The sequence below is a fragment of the Enterocloster lavalensis genome (assembly GCF_046603895.1).
In the GTDB taxonomy this organism is placed as follows: Bacteria; Bacillota; Clostridia; order Lachnospirales; family Lachnospiraceae; genus Enterocloster; species Enterocloster lavalensis.
Genome location: NZ_CP176637.1, coordinates 2,725,540 through 2,747,542, shown reverse-complemented (window position 1 = coordinate 2,747,542; position 22,003 = coordinate 2,725,540). Strand labels below are relative to the sequence as shown.

General features: G+C 53.1%; 14 protein-coding genes, 5 tRNA genes, 3 rRNA genes and 2 pseudogenes. 22 read left to right on the top strand and 2 right to left on the bottom strand.

What is annotated here, in order from left to right; translation table 11 throughout:
* Nucleotides 1–30 precede the first annotated feature (30 nt).
* From ACK2JC_RS12245 to ACK2JC_RS12185, 13 genes are all read left to right on the top strand, one after another.
* A complete protein-coding gene (locus ACK2JC_RS12245; protein ID WP_007707933.1) occupies nucleotides 31–387 on the top strand; it encodes a YbaB/EbfC family nucleoid-associated protein in 357 nt (118 codons plus the stop codon).
* Nucleotides 387–983: a recombination mediator RecR gene (gene recR, locus ACK2JC_RS12240; protein ID WP_007707929.1), complete on the top strand. Its 597-nt coding sequence runs from the start codon at nucleotides 387–389 to the stop codon at nucleotides 981–983. Before ACK2JC_RS12245 ends, recR begins: the two co-directional genes overlap by 1 nt.
* 60 nt (nucleotides 984–1,043) lie before the next feature.
* Nucleotides 1,044–3,713 carry a hypothetical protein gene (locus ACK2JC_RS12235; protein WP_320938033.1) on the top strand — a complete coding sequence of 890 codons (2,670 nt, stop codon included), beginning with the start codon at nucleotides 1,044–1,046 and terminating at the stop codon, nucleotides 3,711–3,713.
* A 76-nt stretch (nucleotides 3,714–3,789) separates the two neighbouring features.
* Nucleotides 3,790–4,614, top strand: a complete 825-nt coding sequence (locus tag ACK2JC_RS12230) for a Cof-type HAD-IIB family hydrolase (RefSeq protein ID WP_320938032.1) — start codon at nucleotides 3,790–3,792, stop codon at nucleotides 4,612–4,614.
* 44 nt (nucleotides 4,615–4,658) lie between these two features.
* On the top strand, nucleotides 4,659–5,375 hold the full coding sequence (locus tag ACK2JC_RS12225) for a CvpA family protein (RefSeq protein ID WP_107435003.1): 717 nt from the start codon (nucleotides 4,659–4,661) through the stop codon (nucleotides 5,373–5,375).
* 598 nt (nucleotides 5,376–5,973) lie between these two features.
* A 16S ribosomal RNA gene (locus tag ACK2JC_RS12220) occupies nucleotides 5,974–7,503 on the top strand.
* A gap of 64 nt (nucleotides 7,504–7,567) precedes the next feature.
* A 5S ribosomal RNA gene (rrf, locus tag ACK2JC_RS12215) occupies nucleotides 7,568–7,685 on the top strand.
* Nucleotides 7,686–7,692: 7 nt separating this feature from the next.
* A tRNA-Ile gene (locus tag ACK2JC_RS12210) sits at nucleotides 7,693–7,766 on the top strand.
* A 97-nt stretch (nucleotides 7,767–7,863) separates the two neighbouring features.
* Nucleotides 7,864–7,928 (top strand) — tRNA-Ser (locus ACK2JC_RS12205).
* A 203-nt stretch (nucleotides 7,929–8,131) separates the two neighbouring features.
* Nucleotides 8,132–11,021 (top strand): 23S ribosomal RNA (locus ACK2JC_RS12200).
* The 16S, 23S and 5S rRNA genes sit together here with 5 tRNA genes alongside, the layout of an rRNA operon.
* Nucleotides 11,022–11,173: 152 nt before the next feature.
* Nucleotides 11,174–11,246, top strand: a tRNA-Asn gene (locus ACK2JC_RS12195).
* Between the two features lie 33 nt (nucleotides 11,247–11,279).
* Nucleotides 11,280–11,351, top strand: a tRNA-Glu gene (locus ACK2JC_RS12190).
* Nucleotides 11,352–11,363: 12 nt separating this feature from the next.
* Nucleotides 11,364–11,434: transfer RNA gene (locus ACK2JC_RS12185), tRNA-Cys, on the top strand.
* A 216-nt stretch (nucleotides 11,435–11,650) separates the two neighbouring features.
* Here the strand turns inward: ACK2JC_RS12185 and ACK2JC_RS12180 are convergent.
* On the bottom strand, nucleotides 11,651–12,403 hold the full coding sequence (locus ACK2JC_RS12180) for a transposase (RefSeq protein WP_368275016.1): 753 nt from the start codon (nucleotides 12,401–12,403) through the stop codon (nucleotides 11,651–11,653).
* 144 nt (nucleotides 12,404–12,547) lie between these two features.
* Nucleotides 12,548–12,781 (bottom strand): annotated as a pseudogene (locus ACK2JC_RS12175) (transposase zinc-binding domain-containing protein); the annotation flags it as partial.
* A gap of 223 nt (nucleotides 12,782–13,004) precedes the next feature.
* Between ACK2JC_RS12175 and ACK2JC_RS12170 the strand changes: the two are divergent.
* The 9 genes and pseudogenes from ACK2JC_RS12170 to ACK2JC_RS12130 all read left to right on the top strand — a co-directional run bounded on the left by ACK2JC_RS12170 (nucleotide 13,005) and on the right by ACK2JC_RS12130 (nucleotide 21,995).
* Nucleotides 13,005–16,496 carry a diguanylate cyclase domain-containing protein gene (locus ACK2JC_RS12170; protein WP_368272168.1) on the top strand — a complete coding sequence of 1,164 codons (3,492 nt, stop codon included), beginning with the start codon at nucleotides 13,005–13,007 and terminating at the stop codon, nucleotides 16,494–16,496.
* Between the two features lie 75 nt (nucleotides 16,497–16,571).
* Nucleotides 16,572–16,967: a DUF134 domain-containing protein gene (locus ACK2JC_RS12165; protein ID WP_092371925.1), complete on the top strand. Its 396-nt coding sequence runs from the start codon at nucleotides 16,572–16,574 to the stop codon at nucleotides 16,965–16,967.
* A complete protein-coding gene (locus ACK2JC_RS12160) occupies nucleotides 16,945–17,340 on the top strand; it encodes a NifB/NifX family molybdenum-iron cluster-binding protein (protein ID WP_092371927.1) in 396 nt (131 codons plus the stop codon). Before ACK2JC_RS12165 ends, ACK2JC_RS12160 begins: the two co-directional genes overlap by 23 nt.
* A 243-nt stretch (nucleotides 17,341–17,583) precedes the next feature.
* Complete coding sequence (locus ACK2JC_RS12155; RefSeq protein WP_007719792.1) at nucleotides 17,584–18,072, top strand: sigma-70 family RNA polymerase sigma factor; 489 nt, start codon at nucleotides 17,584–17,586, stop codon at nucleotides 18,070–18,072.
* Nucleotides 18,072–18,947 (top strand): DUF3298 and DUF4163 domain-containing protein, encoded by an 876-nt coding sequence (locus ACK2JC_RS12150; RefSeq protein WP_320936149.1) that lies wholly within the window; start codon nucleotides 18,072–18,074, stop codon nucleotides 18,945–18,947. Before ACK2JC_RS12155 ends, ACK2JC_RS12150 begins: the two co-directional genes overlap by 1 nt.
* Nucleotides 18,948–19,078: 131 nt before the next feature.
* A complete protein-coding gene (locus ACK2JC_RS12145) occupies nucleotides 19,079–19,702 on the top strand; it encodes a TetR/AcrR family transcriptional regulator (protein WP_320936148.1) in 624 nt (207 codons plus the stop codon).
* Nucleotides 19,703–19,740: 38 nt separating this feature from the next.
* Nucleotides 19,741–21,071: pseudogene (locus ACK2JC_RS12140) on the top strand (MATE family efflux transporter).
* A gap of 304 nt (nucleotides 21,072–21,375) precedes the next feature.
* The gene (locus ACK2JC_RS12135) at nucleotides 21,376–21,735 is read left to right on the top strand and encodes an ArsR/SmtB family transcription factor (protein ID WP_092371929.1); all 360 of its coding nucleotides are present in this window, start codon (nucleotides 21,376–21,378) and stop codon (nucleotides 21,733–21,735) included.
* Nucleotides 21,736–21,776: 41 nt separating this feature from the next.
* Nucleotides 21,777–21,995, top strand: coding sequence for a cation transporter (locus ACK2JC_RS12130; protein ID WP_007719782.1), 219 nt, complete (start codon nucleotides 21,777–21,779; stop codon nucleotides 21,993–21,995).
* Nucleotides 21,996–22,003 lie beyond the last annotated feature (8 nt).

Sequence of the window (22,003 nt, the reverse complement as noted above, 5' to 3'; positions counted from 1 at the left end):
CGCAAAAACATCACAGGAGGAATACACACCATGGCAAAACGTGGCGGATTTCCGGGCGGTATGCCCGGCAATATGAACAATCTGATGAAGCAGGCACAGCGCATGCAGCGCCAGATGGAGGAGACCACCAAGGAGCTGGAGACCAAGGAGTACACGGCGGCTTCCGGCGGCGGCGCGGTGAGCGTTACCGTCAACGGCAAGAAGGAGGTCGTCTCCGTAAAGCTTTCCGAGGAGGTAGTGGACCCCGACGACATCGAGATGCTGGAAGACCTGATCGTTGCGGCGACCAACGAGGCGTTCCGCCAGATGGAGGCTGAGAGCGCGGAGGCCATGTCCAAGCTGACCGGCGGACTTGGCGGCGCGTTAGGCGGAGGTTTCCCCTTCTAATGGATTATTACAGCAGCCAGATCACAAAATTAATTGAAGAATTGTCAAAATTACCGGGGGTGGGCGCCAAATCAGCCCAGCGCCTGGCATTTCACATCATCAATATGCCGCGGGAGCAGGTGGATGAGCTGGCCAGGTCCATGACCGACGCCAAGAACAACGTCCGTTACTGCAAGGAGTGCTTCACGCTCACGGACCGGGAGCTCTGTCCCATCTGCAGCAGCGACAAGCGCAACCACAAGGAGATCATGGTGGTGGAGAACACCAGGGATCTGGCTGCCTACGAGAAAACCGGTAAGTACGATGGAGTGTACCATGTGCTCCATGGAGCCATCTCTCCCATGCTGGGGATTGGCCCTAATGATATTAAACTGAAGGAATTGATGCAGCGGCTTCAATCCGATGTTGAAGAAGTCATCATTGCAACCAATTCGAGCCTGGAGGGCGAGACCACAGCCATGTACATCAGCAAGCTGATCAAGCCTACAGGGGTGAAGGTCACCCGGATCGCCAGCGGCGTTCCCGTGGGCGGCGACCTGGAATACATAGATGAAGTAACGCTTCTTCGGGCGTTGGAAGGCAGGACTGAACTATAGGGTGTGTCTGGCCGATCACAGATTCCCATGCCGGGAAATAGCAATAGGGAGATGCAAAAGATGGATAAGTACGAGTTTAACATTAAGGTGGAACAGATTAAAAAGTTGGTGAATAAAGGCGACTATGAGACCGCGATGAAAATTACGGACACCGTTGACTGGAGACGTGTCCGCAATGTGAGCATCCTGTCCATGGTGGCAACCATCTACGAGAAAAATGAGGATTACCAGGAAGCGAAGGATATCCTTCTGCTGGCCTTTGAGCGGGCGCCCATCGGCAAGCGCCTGCTGTATAAGCTGGCTGATTTGGCGATCAAAGAAGGCAATGTCGGCGAGGCGGAGGATTATTACCGGGAATTCTGCGACCTGGCTCCCGACGATCCCAGACAATATCTGCTCCGCTACATGATTCTCGGAGCCAAGGGCGCGCCGCCCCAGCAGCTGATCCATACCCTGGAGCAATACTGCAATGTGGAATTAGATGAAAAGTGGCTGTATGAACTGGCCACTTTGTACAATGAGGTGGGCATGTCGGATCTCTGCGTGCGCACCTGCGATAAGATTATGCTGATGTTCGGCCTGGGCAAATATGTGGACAAGGCCATGGAGTTAAAGATTCAGCACGCTCCCCTGACCAAGTATCAGATGGATCTGGAGGAGAACCGGGACAAATACGAGGCGCGGCTGCGGGCTGTGGAGCAGGGCTACGAGGCGCCGTCCGCTTCCTACGACTACGACATGCCTCCGGCTGGACGCCCCGTGCCGGTGCCGGTCCAGCGCGCTGCGGCGGAGCCGCCCCAGGAGGATCCCTATGAAGAGGAGCCCGTCTACGGGGAGCGCCAGCCGTACCGTCCCTACCGCGGTAACCGGGAGGAACCGGCTTATCAGGAGGAGTCTGCCTATGGGGAAGAACCTGCTTACGCGGAAGATTCCGGCTATGGGGACGACCCCGCTTATGGGGAGGATTCCGTCTACGGGGAGGATTCCGCTTATGGGGACACCCCTGCTTACGCACAGGATTCCGTCTATGGGGACGACCCCGCATACGCGCGGGAAACCGTCTATGGGGACGATCCTGCTTACGCGCAGGACCCGGCCTATGGGGACGATCCCGCTTACGCAGAAGACCCGGCTTATGGGGAAGGCCCCGCTTATGCGCAGGACCCTGCCTATGCGGAAGAACCCGCCTACGCCGGAGCCCCCGCATACCGGGAGGACGGCGGTTACAGCGCCGGGGAGCCGGATTCAGCCGGCGGATATTACGGGGAGCAGCCTGAGGTATCCTACACCGGAGATCAGGAATATACGCCCTACGAGGCGCAGGAAGGACTGAGCGGGGAGGCCCCCCAGGTCTATGAGGAGGCGTATGAGCCTGAGGAGGAATCTCAGGCGGAGACGGAATACGAATCGGGATACGCCGGAGGGACCGGTACGGAGGAGTCCGGCTGGCCGGAGGAGAAGGAGACGCTGACCCAGGAAGCGCTGGCGGCCAGAGTTCATGAGGCCGAAGTGCAGGCCAGCCTCGCCCGGGAGCTGTCGCGTCTGTCCGGCGCGGAGTTCTCCGAGGAATCCCGCCAGGCGCAGACCAGAGTATTAAAGGATCTGCGCAGTCTGAAGGCGGACGACGGAGCCGACGACTATGCGCCGGTTGCAGCCCGCGTTTCCAACCATCTGATGATTGAATCCGAGGATCCCGATGAAGGCCTTGCCCTTGCCATCGACGCACTGAAAAAGGTTCACCGGGAGCTGGGAATCAAGAATCAGGCGGCCAAGATCACCGGCGAGAAGCTCAACCAGAAGGGCGTTCTGGCCCTGGCGGACAAACTCACCGGCAAAGACCTGATTATCGAGTATGCGGGCGATATGAGCGACGAGATGCTCCAGGAGCTGGATCTGCTTATGGCCCGGGATGAGACCGGAATGAACGTGGTGATGATCGACAACCGGGAACAGCTGGAAGCCATTCACCGCCAGTACCCCGGCCTTGCAAAACGTTTTGAGTGCATCGGCGAGGCTCCCGGAGCGCCTGCTTCGGACGCGGAAAAGCCCGCGGCGCCTGCTCCTGCCCCCAAGGCTGCCCCTGTGCCCAAAGTGGTTGCGGCGGAGCCTAAGGCGACGGCTGCAAAATCCCCTGCGAGTCCGGCCGCCCCGGTGAAAATGCCGTCTGCGGAGCCAAAGGCCCCGGTACTCAAAGCTCCCGTACCGCCCGCCGCGGAAAAGGCGCCTGCGCGTCCCAAGGTGGTAAAACAGGAGCCTGTGTACGAGGACGAGTATGAGGACCGGTATCAGCCTGAGGACTATGAGGAGCCATATGAATCCGACGGCTACGACGAGCCCGTGGAGGACATTCCGGCGCCCAAAACGCCTCCTGCACCGAAGCGCAAGGTGCCTGAGAAAGCGCCTGCGGCCCGCATCGAGGATGAGCCTGAGGACGCGTATGAGGATGACGGGGAGGAGATGGACATTGACGAGTTCGCCCAGTATGCCTGCCAGTATGCCGGTGAAATCGACTGCAGCATCTCCGGAAAGAGCATGCTCGCCCTCTATGAGCGCATTGAGATCATGGAGGAGGACGGCATCCCGCTGACGCGGGCCAACGCGGAGGAGTTGATCGAGGAAGCAGCCGACAAGGCGGAGCGGCCCTCCTTAGGCAAGCGCGTAAAGGGGATCTTCTCGTCCAAATACGATAAGGACGGGCTGTTGATCCTGAAAGAGGAACACTTCATATGATAAAGAAGCCCCGGAAGACTGGATTTCAGTGAACTTCCGGGGATACTTAATTAAAAACAAGAGAGGCAAAATTACTATGAAAGCGATTCAGATTGTTGCGTTTGACCTTGACGGAACGCTGTTGGACAGTGACAAGAACATATCCGAGCGGAATATCCGTGCGCTGGCCTGCTGCGCCGAGAAGGGAATCTACGTTGTGCCCACCACCGGGCGGCCCACGGACGGCGTGCCGAAGCGTATCCGGGAATTGCCGGGCGTCCGGTATGCCATCACCACAAATGGAGGGGCCATTGTGGATCTTGAGACCGGTGAGCAGCTGATGGCGTGCACCTTATCCCCGCAAAAAGCCGTCGAACTGCTGGAAATCACCAGAGAATTCGACGTCATGGCCGACCCCTACATTGGCGGCCGCGCGGTCACGGAGGAACGCTGTATGGCCCAGCTGCACCACTACGGGCTGAGCGAGGCGATGCAGACCATGGTCCACGATACCCGGGATGTGGTCCGGGACGTGGTGGAATATGTGAGGCAGTCCGGTAAGGGCGTGGAGAAGATCAATATCTTTTTCGCGGATATCGCGGACCGCGCGCCGCTGCGCTGCCGCCTTGAGCAGGAGTCCGGAATTGCGATTACAGCGGCTATGGTCAACAATCTGGAGCTGAACGATGAAAATGCGACCAAGGGCAACGGGCTGATGTGGCTGGCCGATTATCTGGGCGTCGACCGGGAAGCCACCATGGCCGTCGGGGACGGCGAGAACGACGTGTCCATGATCCGGATGGCCGGAGTGGGCGTCGCCATGGACAATGCCCTGGATCTGGTAAAACAATATGCGGATGAGATTACCCTGACCAATGACGAGGACGGGGTTGCCGCGGTGATTGAGCGGCTGATCGGTTAGGACAGCGGGGAAACGGAACATAACAGACAGAAAGAGACGGTAAGATGAGTTTAGAACATTGGCTGCCCATTGCGGTGGGCGTATTTTTAGTCAGCATGATGCTGTACGGACATTACAGAGGATTCCTGCGCCAGTGCGTATCCATCGGCGCCTTGGTGATCACCATCCTGGCGGTCCGCTTTGCCACCCCGTATGTGACTTCCTTCCTAAAGGAGAACACCCAGGTGCGGCAGGCGGTGGCTGAGATGATGGTAAAAGCCTCCGGCCTGGAGGAATACCGGGAAGAACAGCAGGATACCCCTGCGTTTCAGCGCATAGCCATCGAAAATCTGAAGCTCCCTCAGTCCATGAAGGACGCTCTGATTGAGAACAATAACAGCGAGGTATACAATCTGCTGGGGGTGGATCATTTTATCGAATATGTCAGCGCTTATCTGGCCGGGATTCTGATCAATGCCGCGGTGTCCGTTCTGATGTTCCTGCTGACGTTTCTATTGATCCAGCTCCTGGTGCGCTGGCTGGATCTGCTGGCCCGTCTGCCGATCATCTCAGGACTGAATAAGATCGCCGGCGCGCTCCTGGGACTTGCCCATGGACTGTTGCTTCTGTGGGTGGCCTGTCTGCTTCTGGACTTGTTTTCCGCCACGCCGCTGGGAAGCGCGCTCATGGAGCAGGTGGAGGAGAGCAGTTGGCTGACCTTTCTGTATCAGTACAATCTGTTGGGATTCCTGTTGCGGGGCATTTTAAACAGCATTCTTTAGGAGAAATTTCATATACTATATATGCAATTAATTCAATTTCCCGGTGAACGCGCGAAAAAGCGTTGCCGGGATTATTTTTTTACAACCACTAAATATAGAAGAAACGAGGAAAATAGAGCATATTTAGTGTTTTGGCAGGAAATCAAAAAATTGTTTAAAAAAATGGCACAAATTCCCTTGACATATTTTCGATATGATGCTATATTAAAGTTCCACTGCGAAAGCAGGGGGATAACCTCGAAAAAAGAAGATCAAACAGAACTTCAAAAAAAGGTTAAAAAGTTGTTGACAGATACAGCCTGATGTGATAAGATATCAAAGTTGCTGTTGAAGCCAAAGCAACAAAAACAAAAAAGTTTTTAAAAAAGTTGTTGACAAACGCTAGCGAGTGTGCTAAGATATAAAAGTTGCTGCTAACGAAGAACAACAACAGAGAACCTTGAAAATCAAAGATTGAACAGTATGTAAAACCCTGAAAATTCTAAAGAAAAAGGTCTGGTTTAGACCTTTGGATTTGAGAAAATTCAGAACAAAACCAAGTAATGAAGGTTAAAGATAACTAGCCAAGCTAAGTAGTCTAAGACCAAGAATCAACTTTTAATTTGAGAGTTTGATCCTGGCTCAGGATGAACGCTGGCGGCGTGCCTAACACATGCAAGTCGAACGAAGCATTTCAGCTGAAGTTTTCGGATGGATTCTGAGATGACTGAGTGGCGGACGGGTGAGTAACACGTGGATAACCTGCCTCACACTGGGGGACAACAGTTAGAAATGACTGCTAATACCGCATAAGCGCACAGTACCGCATGGTACAGTGTGAAAAACTCCGGTGGTGTGAGATGGATCCGCGTCTGATTAGCCAGTTGGCGGGGTAACGGCCCACCAAAGCGACGATCAGTAGCCGACCTGAGAGGGTGACCGGCCACATTGGGACTGAGACACGGCCCAAACTCCTACGGGAGGCAGCAGTGGGGAATATTGCACAATGGGCGAAAGCCTGATGCAGCGACGCCGCGTGAGTGAAGAAGTATTTCGGTATGTAAAGCTCTATCAGCAGGGAAGATAATGACGGTACCTGACTAAGAAGCCCCGGCTAACTACGTGCCAGCAGCCGCGGTAATACGTAGGGGGCAAGCGTTATCCGGATTTACTGGGTGTAAAGGGAGCGTAGACGGCATGGCAAGTCTGAAGTGAAAACCCAGGGCTCAACCCTGGGACTGCTTTGGAAACTGTCAAGCTAGAGTGCAGGAGAGGTAAGTGGAATTCCTAGTGTAGCGGTGAAATGCGTAGATATTAGGAGGAACACCAGTGGCGAAGGCGGCTTACTGGACTGTAACTGACGTTGAGGCTCGAAAGCGTGGGGAGCAAACAGGATTAGATACCCTGGTAGTCCACGCCGTAAACGATGAGTGCTAGGTGTTGGGGGGCAAAGCCCTTCGGTGCCGTCGCAAACGCAATAAGCACTCCACCTGGGGAGTACGTTCGCAAGAATGAAACTCAAAGGAATTGACGGGGACCCGCACAAGCGGTGGAGCATGTGGTTTAATTCGAAGCAACGCGAAGAACCTTACCAAGTCTTGACATCCTCTTGACCGGCGTGTAACGGCGCCTTTCCTTCGGGACAAGAGAGACAGGTGGTGCATGGTTGTCGTCAGCTCGTGTCGTGAGATGTTGGGTTAAGTCCCGCAACGAGCGCAACCCTTATCCTTAGTAGCCAGCAGTGAGATGGGCACTCTAGGGAGACTGCCAGGGACAACCTGGAGGAAGGTGGGGATGACGTCAAATCATCATGCCCCTTATGATTTGGGCTACACACGTGCTACAATGGCGTAAACAAAGGGAAGCGACCCTGCGAAGGTGAGCAAATCTCAAAAATAACGTCCCAGTTCGGACTGTAGTCTGCAACCCGACTACACGAAGCTGGAATCGCTAGTAATCGCGAATCAGAATGTCGCGGTGAATACGTTCCCGGGTCTTGTACACACCGCCCGTCACACCATGGGAGTCAGCAACGCCCGAAGTCAGTGACCCAACCGAAAGGAGGGAGCTGCCGAAGGCGGGGCAGGTAACTGGGGTGAAGTCGTAACAAGGTAGCCGTATCGGAAGGTGCGGCTGGATCACCTCCTTTCTAAGGAAGAAGAAGTAAGGGTTTTATATACTGTTGAATCTTGGATTAGCCAAGGTAAGAAATTTCCGGTGGCGATGCGCTTGGGGGAAACACCCGTTCCCATCCCGAACACGATGGTTAAGACTCAAGCGGCCGATGGTACTATGCTGGTGACGGCATGGGAGAGCAGGTGGCTGCCGGATTTATTAAGGGCTTATAGCTCAGCCGGTTAGAGCGCACGCCTGATAAGCGTGAGGTCGGTGGTTCGAGTCCACTTAAGCCCACTGCCCAGACGTTCGTATGATTGGGTGAGTGGATATAGAAAATACATAGAGATTGCCTCGAAAGAGGGAAAACCCATATTTCACGATTGTGAGATACCGTTCGATTGGTCGGACGCTTGCTTTGAAAGCAAGGGGCTAGGAGTTCGAAACTCTCCGTCTCCATTCGAAATCATCTAACAAATGATTTCAAAATATGTACCTTGAAAACCGCATATTGAATGAAAATGAATTGAATATTCTATAGAATAATCAAGACATCCGAGGGATACATCGAAAGATGTATCAAATGTAACAAACCTAAGACCAAACGATCCAACGCTATGGATTGTCGACAGAAACCCGCACCCGCAGGTGGAAGTCATTTTGGTTAAGCTATAAAGAGCGCAGGGTGGATGCCTTGGCACTAAGAGCCGATGAAAGACGTGATAAGCTGCGAAAAGCTTCGGGGAGGAGCAAATATCCTTTGATCCGGAGATATCTGAATGGGGAAACCTGGCTGAGTAACCCTCAGTCGACGTATGGTGAATACATAGCCATACGCTGGGAACCCGGTGAACTGAAACATCTAAGTAGCCGGAGGAAGAGAAAGAAAAATCGATTCCCAAAGTAGCGGCGAGCGAAATGGGAAGAGCCCAAACCAGCGTGCGTGCACGCTGGGGTTATGGACTGCGGAAAGCTAGCTGATTCGTTAGTGGAACTGTCTGGGAAGTCAGACCAAAGAGAGTGAAAGTCTCGTACACGAAAACGATAGGCAGCGGCAGGATCCAGAGTACCACGAGACACGTGAAACCTTGTGGGAAGTCGGAGGGACCACCCTCCAAGGCTAAATACTCCTTAGTGACCGATAGCGCATAGTACTGTGAAGGAAAGGTGAAAAGGACCCCGGGAGGGGAGTGAAAAAGAACCTGAAACCCTGTGTTTACAAGCTGTGGAAGCACGTTAAGGTGCGACCGCGTACTTTTTGTAGAACGGTCCGGCGAGTTGCCGGTACTGGCAAGGTTAAGTGGTTAAGCCACGGAGCCGAAGGGAAACCAAGTCTCAAATGGGCGTAAAGTCAGTACAGGCAGACCCGAAACCGGGTGACCTATCCATGTCCAGGTTGAAGCGGAAGTAAAATTCCGTGGAGGACCGGATCCACATCCGTTGAAAAGGGTGGGAATGAGGTGTGGATAGGGGAGAAATTCCAATCGAACCCGGAGATAGCTGGTTCTCCTCGAAATAGCTTTAGGGCTAGCCTCATATTAGTCTAGCGGAGGTAGAGCACTGAATTCCTAAGGGGGCGTCAAAGCTTACCAAGGGATATCAAACTCCGAATGCCGTATAGATGATGTATGGGAGTCAGACTGCACGAGATAAGTTGGGTAGTCAAAAGGGAAAGAGCCCAGACCTACAGCTAAGGTCCCAAAGTGTGTGTTAAGTGGAAAAGGATGTGGGATTTCAGAGACAACTAGGATGTTGGCTTAGAAGCAGCCACACATTCAAAGAGTGCGTAATAGCTCACTAGTCGAGAGGTCCTGCGCCGAAAATGTCCGGGGCTAAAACACAACACCGAAGCTTAGGAATGTCGTAAGACATTGGTAGAGGAGCATTCTTAAAGGAACGAAGCAGTACCGACAAGGAGCTGTGGACTTTTAAGAAGAGAGAATGCCGGAATGAGTAGCGAGATGGAGGTGAGAATCCTCCAGGCCGAATATCCAAGGTTTCCAGAGTAAAGCTGATCTGCTCTGGGTAAGTCGGGGCCTAAGGCGAGGCTGAAAAGCGTAGTCGATGGACAACAGGTTGAAATTCCTGTACCGCGTATTATCAGAACTGTGGGGACGCAGAAGGACAACACAACCCGGGAATGGAAATACCGGGGCAAGCGAGGTAGGAGTACGGTTGGCAAATCCGCCGTACAATCCGAAGACGTGACGCGTAGCGAACTATAAGTAGCGAAGTGTGTGATTCCGGCTGCCAAGAAAAGCCGCTATTGTGTAATACGTGCCCGTACCGTAAACCGACACAGGTAGATGAGGAGAGAATCCTAAGGCCGGCGGGAGAAGCATTGTTAAGGAACTCGGCAAAATGACCCTGTAACTTCGGGATAAAGGGTGCCAGAGAGATCTGGCCGCAGAGAATAGGCTCAAGCAACTGTTTAGCAAAAACACAGGTCTATGCAAAACCGAAAGGTGAGGTATATGGGCTGACGCCTGCCCGGTGCTGGAAGGTTAAGAGGAGAGGTTAGCGCAAGCGAAGCTTTAAATTTAAGCCCCAGTAAACGGCGGCCGTAACTATAACGGTCCTAAGGTAGCGAAATTCCTTGTCGGGTAAGTTCCGACCCGCACGAAAGGCGTAATGATTTGAGCGCTGTCTCAACAATGCACCCGGTGAAATTGAAATACCAGTGAAGATGCTGGTTACCTGCGCCAGGACGGAAAGACCCCATGGAGCTTTACTCCAGCTTGATACTGGGATTCGGTATTGCATGTACAGGATAGGTGGGAGGCTTTGAAGGTAGGACGCCAGTCTTACTGGAGCCAATGTTGGGATACCACCCTTGCGATATTGGGTTTCTAACCTGCAGCCGTGACCCGGCTGGGGGACAATGTCAGGTGGGGAGTTTGACTGGGGCGGTCGCCTCCGAAAGGGTATCGGAGGCGCTCAAAGGTTCCCTCAGAATGGTTGGAAACCATTCGCAGAGTGCAAAGGCATAAGGGAGCTTGACTGCGAGACCGACGGGTCGAGCAGGTACGAAAGTAGGACTTAGTGATCCGGTGGTAGAAAGTGGGATTGCCATCGCTCAACGGATAAAAGCTACCCTGGGGATAACAGGCTTATCACTCCCAAGAGTTCACATCGACGGAGTGGTTTGGCACCTCGATGTCGGCTCATCGCATCCTGGGGCTGTAGCAGGTCCCAAGGGTTGGGCTGTTCGCCCATTAAAGCGGTACGCGAGCTGGGTTCAGAACGTCGTGAGACAGTTCGGTCCCTATCCGGCGCGGGCGTAGGATATTTGAGAGGAGCTGTCCTTAGTACGAGAGGACCGGGATGGACGGACCGCTGGTGTATCTGTTGGGTACCAAGCCCATGGCAGAGTAGCCAAGTCTGGACGGGATAAACGCTGAAGGCATCTAAGCGTGAAGCCCCCCTCAAGATGAGATATCCCATCGCATAAGCGAGTAAGACCCCTTGAAGACGACGAGGTAGATAGGTTAGAGGTGGAAGTGCAGTAATGTATGGAGCTGACTAATACTAATCGGTCGAGGGCTTAACCAAAACGGTATAGGTTTTAAAACATCATTCAATATGTGGTTTTGAGGGTATGTATTTTTTGCATATAAAAGCAAAAGTTGCATATACTAATAAAGAAGGTACTTGAAGAATCTTAGATTATAGGGTATAATTAAGACTCGGAAAGCACATGCTATTCCTCGATAGCTCAGTCGGTAGAGCACGCGGCTGTTAACCGCGCTGTCGTAGGTTCGAGTCCTACTCGGGGAGTTTTTTAGTGGAGTCCATGGTGACCACTAGTCAGGCCCCATGGTCAAGCGGTTAAGACATCGCCCTTTCACGGCGGTAACACGAGTTCGAATCTCGTTGGGGTCATCAAGCATATATGGCGACATAGCCAAGAGGTAAGGCGCGGGTCTGCAACACCCTTATCACCGGTTCAAATCCGGTTGTCGCCTCTATAAACAGAGTTCTGAGAAGCATGTCTTCTCAGAACTTTTTTTGCTTTATAGGAAACTTCTCAAATCAGCGAAGATGGTGTATAATAGATTGGAAATAAAAAAGGCATAGCAAAAGAGCGAAGGTGTGACTTCGCCATGACGTTGTCTATGTATTTTTTGTTTTTGGTTTAGGCTGCACTATCTGACGGTAGAGAAAGAATAGGGCATATGGAACTATCCATATCCCATAACCTTTCGATAGCGTTCAAATAGTGCAGTTTTTTTGTGGTAAACTTCTAAAACCAACATAGAAGTGCCACACTCCGGGCATCTGAGCGGATCATAGCCAAAGGTCAGAAGAATCAAATTCCGCCAATCTAGGAGCTTAGAAAGATAATGCTGCTTCTGCTTGGATAAACATTTCCGGAGATTTTTTTCCTGTTTGTGGTGCTTTGCATAAATGCCGTAGTAGCGGACCATTTTAAAATGCTTGTCAGGGATATGCAGGATCAGGCGTTTGATAAAGTCAATGGCGGGGATGCATTCTGTGATCGTTTTATGGTCCTCATGTCGCTGATAATGGAACGTCACAGAATCCCCGTCATAGGCATCCATCCTGGAAGTGGCAATGACAGGCCGTCCAAGGTATCTGCTGATGTATTTAATGGTGATATCAGGAGAACACAAATTAGGTTTGGCTCTCACATAAAAGCCTTCGGGATGGTCTTTGTAGATTTGGTTTTTAAGCTTCTTAAAAGGCGGTCCCAGTTTAAGAGAGAGCTGATCCAAAAGGACTTTCCGAAAAGCCAGGCGCAGGAAATCATAATCAAAATGGGGATTGGGTCGCCAGGGAGTAATGTTGCCAGCACCGCCTTCCGAAATCAGGGCATGGATGTGAGGATTCCACTTTAAATCTCTACCGAAGGTATGAAGGACGCAGATAAAACCAGGAGTAAAGAGTTCGGACTTATTCATCTTGAAGAACATGCGTAGGACGACATCCCTGACAGAATGGAACAGGCAGTTAAGGAGTGAGTGGTCCTTAAGAAAGAAGATGCGCAGTTCCTCAGGAATGGTAAAGACACAGTGTCTGTGGATACAGGAAACGAGTTTACAAGACATACGAAAAGCACGTTTCTGGTTATAGACGTTGCCGCATGAGGGACAGAACCGGCTTTTACAGGAAAAGGGAACAAATTTAAGGTTACCACAATGAGGACAGCCAAAGAAAGCTCCGCCATAAGAAGGATCATGGCAGAGGATCATCCGGTTGATGTTATCCAAAACATTTTTATCAGGTCGAATAACATATTGGATATATTCAAAGTGGTCAGAAAAAATAGTTTGGAGGATGTTCTTATGCATAAGAACATTTTACAATAAAGCAGCAAAAAAGGAAATCCCCTAAAACCCCTCATGAGTGAGGGGCAGGGGAGTTGAGAGTGCCGAAGGCACTTTGTTCCGTGCAATGGGGCGGAGGAGACAGCCGGCCAAACTCTTTGTTCTTGTTTTACGCCACGTATTGGAGTATGATAGATCGTAGATAGGGTATTTGGCGGAACAAGTTAATCGCGGCTGGAGATAAGATATGATGAAGCGGGATACGATCCTGATTGTGGATGATATGGAGGTCAACCGGGCGATTTTGCACGGGGTGTTTGAGACGCAGTACAATTTGCTGGAGGCGGAGAACGGGGAACAGGCGCTGCTGTTGCTGGAGGCGTACCACGGCCAGATTGCCGCTCTGCTGCTGGACCTGATGATGCCGGTTATGAACGGGTATCAGGTGATGGAGGAGATGCGGGAACGGGGGGAATTCACAGATGTTCCGGTGGTGGTGATCACGGCGGAGGATTCGGTGGAACACGAGGTCAGAGCCTTTGACCTGGGGGCCTCCGATATCGTGAAGAAGCCCTTTGAACCCCATGTGATCAAACGGCGGATCCAGAACATTATCGAGCTGAACCTGCATCGGCTGAACCAGGAGGAGCTGATCGCCGAACAGGCGGCCAGGCTGCGGGAATCCAACGCCGTGATGATCGACGCCCTGTCCTCCATTATCGAGTACCGGAGCGTGGAGACCGGGCAGCATATCCAGCGGATCCGCATGTTTGCCAAGGTGCTGCTGGAGGACGTGTCGCGCTGTTATGCAGAGTACGGCCTGAATGAGCGTAACATTGACATGATCGCCAGCGCATCGTCCATGCACGACATCGGTAAAATCGCGATTCCGGACTCGATTCTCAACAAGCCGGGACGATTGACGCCGGAGGAATTTGAGATCATGAAAACCCATTCGGTGAAAGGCTGCGAGATTCTGGCGGGCCTGGACCGGATGAGCGATCAGGAGTATTTGCAGTACGCCTACAATATTTGCCGTTATCACCACGAGCGGTGGGATGGTTCCGGCTACCCCGACGGGCTTAAGGGGGACAGCATTCCGGTCTGCGCTCAGGTGGTGGGGATCGCCGACTGCTATGACGCTTTGACTACAGACCGGGTTTACCGGAAGGCCCTTCCGGCCGGTCAGGCCGTCAATATGATTTTAAACGGAGAGTGCGGGGCATTTTCGCCCAAACTTTTGGAGTGCCTGAAAAATGTGCAGGAGCCGTTTAAGCGCCTGTCCCAGGAGTACGCGGACGGGACATCGGCCAGGAAGGACTACATCCATCCCACGAGAGCCGGATACCACAGGGAACAGGACCCGCTGGATACGCTTCAGATGGGGCAGATGAAGTATTTTTCCCTGCTAAAATATACGGATTCCACGGTCATGGAGGTGGATATGACCAATGGAGTCTACCATGTGGTCTATATGCCGGACAGTGCCTTTGAGCTGCTGCGCTCCGGCAGCAGTTTTGCGGAGTCGGTGGCGAATTTTGCGGATGCGCTGGTGCACCCGGATGACCGTGGGCTGGTGAAAAAGCTTTCTGGCCGGTATATGGAAGCATTTTTCGAAAACGGGCTCACACGCCGCAGCTACCGCTTCCGCGTGTTTAATCCTCTGACGGAGAAATACCGCTGGTGTCAGATTACGCTGCTGCGGATCGACTGCGGACAGCCGCATCAGTGCAGCGCGCTGGTGATCTGGCAGCCGGAGACGGAGAGCGCGGCCCCGCTTAAGGTGATGGAGCCGGCCGGAACCGGTCTGCTTCACAATCTGGTGGGAGGGATCCAGCAGTGTCTCAATGACCGCTGGTTCACCCTGGTGCAGGTGAACGAGGGATTTATGCAAATGCTGGGATATGGGGACCAGGAGCTGCGAAGCAAGTTCCAGAACCGTTTCCTCAATCTCATTTATCCGGCCGACCGCGAGGAGGTTCTGCGCCAGACTAAGGAACAGCTGCAGTCCGGCAGCACGGTGGAGCTGGAATACCGGGTGGTGGCCCGGGACCAGCGGATTGTGTGGGTGCTGGATAAGAGCCAGCTGACGGTGGGTGAGGACGGAAAGGAGTCCCTGTTCAGCATTCTGATCGATATTACCAGGTCGAAGAAGGCCCAGGATGAGCTGCGGCTGACGCTGGAACGCCATAAGATCATTATGGACCAGACCAACGACGTGATTTTCGAGTGGGATATCGGAAAAGATCAGCTCTCCTACTCGCCCAACTGGGTGGAAAAGTTCGGCTATGTACCCATCACGGAGCAGGCCAGCAAGCGGATGGTGCAGGTGTCCCACATACATCCGGAAGATATGCCCATGATCGATAAGCTGGTGAAGCGGATCAGGGCCGGGCAGGTGTACGGGGAAGCGCAGTTCCGCCTGGCGGACGCAAAGGGCCGTTACCGCTGGTGCAAGATCCGCACCTCGACCCAGTTCGACGATATGGGAAATACTTACAAAGCGGTGGGCGTGATGACGGACATCGACGAGGAGAAGCGGGCGGCCCAGGCGCTGATTGACAAGGCGGACCGCGACGAGCTGACCGGTCTGTATAACAAGAGCGCGGTCCGCCGGAAGATGGAGGACTATCTTCAGAGGCGGCCAAAAGATGAGTCCGCGGTGGTCTATATCATTGACGTGGACAATTTTAAGCAGATCAACGACGGCCACGGGCATATGTTCGGCGACACGGTGCTGCAGGCCATTTCCGCGAAGCTGCGGGAAGTGTTCCGGGGCCAGGACCTGATCGCCCGGATCGGCGGGGACGAGTTTCTGGTGTTTGTGCGGGGCATGCCGGATCCCGCGGCTGCCGAGAGACGGGCGATGACGATCCGGGACGGAGTCGGTGGGCTTTTCCGGCAAAATGTGATTCAGTGCAATGTTTCCTGCAGCATCGGCATCGCCCGCTGCCCGGAAAATGGAACCACATTCGACGAACTATTCCAGCGGGGGGATATGGCGCTGTACTACTCCAAGGCAAAGGGCAAGGACCGGTTCGCACTGTATGATCAGGAGCAGATGAGCCGCCTGTTTGACGGGAACGGGAGTTACAGGACGGCCAATACCACCATCGACCCCAGGGAGACCACGGATATTGTCACCGGCGATGTGATGGAGCAGGTGTTCCGTCTGCTCTGCGACGCGGATGACATCCAAAAGGCGGTGCAACACATATTGGATATGCTGGGACGCCAGTTCGCGGTCAGCCGCGCCTCTATCTATGAGTTGTCGCCGGATGGCGGTCTGATCAGCAACGCATTCGAGTGGTGCAATGAGGGCGTGGAGTCCAGGAGCGGCCGGGAGCAGAGGAAATGTGACGGGCGGCTGATCCGGGCGGTACACGCTGAGTTCGACGATGGCGGCGTCTGGCATTGCCCGGATATTTCCGCTCTGAAGGAACCCATGCGCCGGTATTTTGAGCGGCGGGGGACAAAGTCCATGCTTCAGTGTGAGATATCCGACCGGGGAATTTACCGGGGGGCCATTGTGTTTGAGGATTGCGCCATGATCCGGATCTGGACGGAGGAGCAGATTCATTTGCTGGCCTTTGTCGCAAAACTGCTCAGCGTATTTTTGATTAAGGAGCGGGCGCGGTGCCAGGCGGCGGAGGATGGAGCCGGCCGGGAAACGGTGGCGGAGTCTGTCAAAGAATCCGGTTCTGAAACGATATCTGGATCATCTGGGCCGGAAGTCTGATTTGATATTGACATATGTCATTAACTGCGCTATAATTTATGACATAAGTCAAAAATAGCTGCGAGGAGAATGAACATGGCGCGTCCCTGTAAAGCAAAACGAGTCTGTGCGAAACCATCCGTGGAGGTTTTCGGTCCTCTGGATCAAGAGACCGACGGCAAGGTGGAGCTGACGCTGGAGGAATATGAGACAATCCGGCTGATCGATCTGCTGGAATGCACCCAGGAGGAGTGCGCCGTGCAGATGGGGGTTGCCAGGACCACGGTTCAGGCGGTTTACAATACAGCGCGCAGGAAGATCGCCGACTGTATTGTCAACGGAAGGGGATTGGAGATTCGGGGAGGAAACTACCAGATCTGCCCCAATGCAGCCCAGTGCTGCGGCCGGAACTGCGGAAAACGCCAATGCCACGCCCGCCGCTGTGAAAACAAATCAGGAGGATGTCAGAATGAAAATTGCGGTAACATATGAGAATCAAGAGGTATTCCAGCACTTTGGGCACTGTGAGGCTTTCAAGATTTACGAGATTGCGGACAATGCGGTGGTTTCGTCCGAGGTGGTGGGCACAGGCGGCGATGGCCATGAAGCGCTGGCGGGATTTCTGAGAAGGCACGGCGTGGATACGCTGATCTGCGGCGGAATCGGCGGCGGCGCCAGAATGGCTCTGGCTCAGGCGGGCATCGAGCTTTATCCCGGCGTGACCGGAGATGCGGACGCGGCGGTGGATGCGCTGCTGAAGGGCTGCCTGGACTACAATCCGGACACCATGTGCAATCACCATCACGAGGGCGGCGAGCACCACAGCTGCCATGGAAACGGCCATACCTGTGGCGGACATATGTAAAACGGTACAGCGCCTGGCGGAAGAGATTCCGCCGGGCGCTTTTTTGGATGCAATGGGCGGCTGGTGCAGCCTGCGGGCGAGTGTTTGAATGCAATGGGCCGTTGGTGCAGCCTGCGGGCGATTGCTCATTTTTTGGAAAATGGGGATGATAAATAATCGAATTTGCAACTTTTGGCCATATGAAATAATCTATAGATCAGAAGATGAAAATCCTACTGGAAAACAGAGAGGGAAGGGCGCCTGATGAAAAAGGATCTGTACGATAAAATTGTAACCCATATTGTTGAAAACCAGGAGAAGTTTTACCGGTTGGCGTTCAGCTACGTTAAAAATAAGGACGATGCGCTGGATGTGGTGCAGAACTCAGTGTGTAAAGCGCTGGATCATTATGAATCGTTGAGAAACGAGGAGGCGGTTAAGACCTGGTTTTACCGCATCCTCGTGAATGAAAGCGTTCATTTTTTGAACAGGCGGAAACGGGAGGTTTTGTCCGGCGAAGATTACGATGAACAGATTCCTTATTATGAAAAACGATATGAGGCGGAGGATGATCTGGAGGCGCAGATTGACCGGTTGGAGGAGGATGTCCAAAAGATTATCAGACTGCGCTTCTATGAGGAATTGTCGCTGAAGGAGATTTCCCAGGTAATGGAACTCAACTTAAATACGGTAAAGGCAAAGCTGTACCGGGGCCTAAAGCTGTTAAAACAGATTGTACAGGAGGTGGAGTGATGAGGCAGTTGAACGACAGCAAGAAACGCTATGATGAGATCCCGATTCCCAAGGAGCTTTCCGCGCGTGTGCAGGAAGCGATTGAACGGTCTGAGAAAAAACGGGCGGATGAGCGCAGGGCAGCCGCGCTGAGTCGCAAAAACGGTTTGAAAAAAGGGATGATGGCCGCGGCAGCTGCGGTGGTTGTGTTTACCACTGCGCTAAATACCAGCACGGTGTTTGCCAAGAGCGTGAGCGCGATTCCGGTGATCGGGGAGATTGCAAGGGTTTTAACCTTCCGATCCTACGAACAGGAGGAAGATGATATCAAACTTTCCGTGGAAATTCCCAGCGTGGAGATGATTGCGGATTCCACAGGTCAGGCGCCGGACTCTGTCAACCGCCAGATTCACCAGCTTTGTGAGCAATACGCCGGTGTGGCGAAGAAGCGTGCAATGGAATACCGGCAGGCGTTTCTGGATACCGGCGGTACGCAGGAGGAGTGGGCGGCTCATAAGCTTGAGATCCGCGTCTGGTATGAGATTAAGTCTCAGACTGAGAATTACCTGTCTCTGATGGTGTCCGGCAGTGAGAGCTGGTCATCCGCTTATGGGGAGACGATGTATTATAACATTGATTTAAAGAGTGGAAATCTGGTGACGCTGAAGGATCTTTTGGGGGATGATTACGCCGACATAGTAAATACGAGTATTCGCGAACAGATGAAGAAGCGGACCGATGTAACGTTCTGGACGCCTGAGCAGGGCGGATTTACCGGTATTTCTGATCATGTCCGGTTTTATATCAATGCAGCGGACCATCCGGTGATTGTTTTCGAAAAATATGAGATTGCGCCCGGTTCAGAAGGTCAGCCGGAGTTTGAAATTCAGGGATAAACGGGCTGGTCTGGTCTTTGCCGTAGGATTGTTTATGGTTTTTTTAGAATAAAATAATTGACCACATGGTCTGTTTGGAGTATACTGACTACTAAAATAGACCATGTGGTCAATTATTGGAGAGTGATTCTATGAAACGGGAAGAGAAGAACCGGCAGACCAGACAGCGGATTATGGACAGCGCCTTGCAGGAGTTTGCCCGGCAGGGGTACGGAGCCAGCTCGGTCAATGCGATTTGCAGCGCGGAGGGGATATCCAAGGGGATTATCTACCATTATTTTGAGACGAAGGACGATCTGTATCTGGCATGCGTGGAGGATTGTTTTCACCGGTTGACGGAGTACCTGCGGGAGGCCATGCCGCAGAGAGGCCGGGGAGCGCAGGAGTGTCTGGAACTGTATTTTAATGCCAGAATGGAGTTTTTTCAGAAAAATCCGTTATATCAGCGGATCTTCTGCGATGCGGTGATTCTGCCGCCCGCTCATTTGAAAACGGCTGTGGGAGAGCGGAAAGTGGGGTTTGACGCGCTGAATATTGAGATTCTGATGCAGATTCTGGCGGGGATGAAGTTGCGGCCGGAGATTTCCCGCTGGGAGGCGGTTGATACGTTTCTGCAATATCAGGATTTTTTGAATGCCAGATATCAGATGGCGGGAGCCGGGGAGGTTGATATTCAGAAGCATGAGACGGATTGCCACCGGGCGCTGGAAATCCTGCTTTATGGGGTGACGGAGAGAGAGGAGGCGCAGCAGTGAAAAACAGACAGAACAGCCAGGAATCCGTTTTAGGGGAGATGAAGCCGTCCAGGGCCATCACCAGTCTGGCCATTCCGGCAACCCTGGCCTTATTAGCCAAGGCGGTATACAATATTGTGGACACGGCTTACATCGGCATGCTGGATTCGGATGTCGCGCTGGCCGCCGTGGGTGTGACGCTTCCCCTGCTGTTGATCATGGTGAGTATTGAAAATATTTTTGCCGCCGGAGCGGCTGTGCTGGCCGGACGGCAGCTGGGGGCGGGGGACCGGGACGGCGCGGGGAGAACGGTGACCACTGTGGTGGGGATTTCGATGTTCATCGGCTTGGGCCTGTGTATCGGTGGAATGCTGTTTATGGAACCGCTGTTAACGGCCTTCGGGGCTTCGGAGGCAGTGCTGCCACAGGCGAAAGAATATGCATTTTGGATGTTTGTGGCGGCGCTGGCGAATCTCCCGGCCCAGAGTATGAACTGTGCGGCGAGAGCGGAATCGTCGGTCCGAATCTCCTCTGTGGCCGTGATTACGGGAGCGGTGTTAAACGTGGTTCTGGATCCGGTTTTCATGTTCGACTGGGGCTGGGGCTGGGGGTAGGCGGCGCATCCCTGGCTACCACAGTTTCGCAGTTTGTCACCTTTTTGATCCTGGCCTGATTCTATCTGTGCGGCCATTCCATGATCAAGATCAAACGCGCTTATTTTAGGCCGGATTGGAAGCTGGTGAAGGAGGTCACGCTGATCGGGATACCGACGGCAGTCATCCAGATCTGCCTGGCCGTGGCCACGTCCCTGACCAACATTGCCGCCAAACCCATGGCGGATGCGGATTTGATTATCGCCGCCTATGGGGTGGTGCAGAGGCTGATTCTGATCGGCTGTTATGTGGTGATGGGATTTATGCAGGGATACCAGCCGGTGGCGTCCTTCTCGTTCGGCGGCGCTAAGGAGGAGCGCTTTCACGAGTCCGTGCGTTTTGCCCTGCGCGCTTCCCTGGTGTTGACAGTTTTTGTGGCAGCCTGTTATATCCTGCTGTGCCGGCCGCTGATCGGGCTGTTTAACCGCAACCCGGCGGTGATCGATTACGGGGCCAAGCTGCTGGTTTCCCAGGTGGCCCTATATCCGGCTTTTGGGCTCTGTTATATGATGACCATTACCTTCCAGACCATTGGGGCTTCAAAGTACGGCCTGTTTCTGTCCATGATCCGCCAGGGGCTGCTGTACGTGCCGTTTATCCTGCTGCTGCCCCGCCAGATGGGCGTGGCGGGGATTTATCTGGCCCAGCCGGCTGCGGATCTTCTGACGATTGCAGTTTGCCTGCTGTCGGTCCGGCCGATGAAGCGGATTGCATCTGAGCATATGGCGGCGGCATAGCGGATTGCGGCAACCTGAGGGAAAATTTCCTCAACTGTCTGTTTTGAATTTCCATATTTTGTAAATATTAAACGTTCAAATTCCAGACCGGGCTGCAGAGGCGGATTCCGGTCTGGAATTTGATTGGGTGCATTGGGCCGCAGGGGACTCCTGTCGGCCAATTTTTTTTGCAAATGTAGAAACTGACTGTTGACATTTTGAAAAATCCGTATATAATGTAGATATAAACATATGAACAATCATTCATATGATAATATAAACAGACGAACCAACTAATTATAAGATAAAGGAAGGGGGGGTTACGATGGCGATCAACGACGTGGAGTGTTGTGATTTTTATCAGGTGCACGAGGACGTGGTGAAGGCGGTAACGGAAAAGATGCCCGACGAGGATGAGCTGTACGATCTGGCGGAGATTTTCAAGGTTTTTGGGGATTCCACCAGGATCAAGATTTTGTATGTGTTATTTGAGGCGGAGATGTGCGTCTGCGATATCGCGCAGCTGCTCAATATGAACCAGTCCGCCATATCCCACCAGCTGCGGATTCTGAAGCAGAACCGGCTGGTAAAGAGCCGCAGAGAGGGTAAGGCGGTGTTTTATTCCCTGGCCGACGGCCATGTGCGGACCATTATCAATCAGGGCCTGGAGCACATTCAGGAATAGACAGAGTGTATAAAATAAATTAAAAAGCGGAGGATATTGATATGAAGAAGAAGTTTAAACTGACGGACCTGGATTGCGCCAACTGCGCGGCAAAGATGGAGGATGCCATCCGGAAGATTGAGGGCGTTGAAAACGCCAGCGTGAGCTTTATGACCCAGAAGATGACCATTGAGGCGGCTGAGGATCAGTTCGACCGCATTATGCAGGAAGTGGTTGCAGTGTGCAAAAAAGTGGAGCCGGACTGTGTGATTAATCTGTAAGGCAGCTT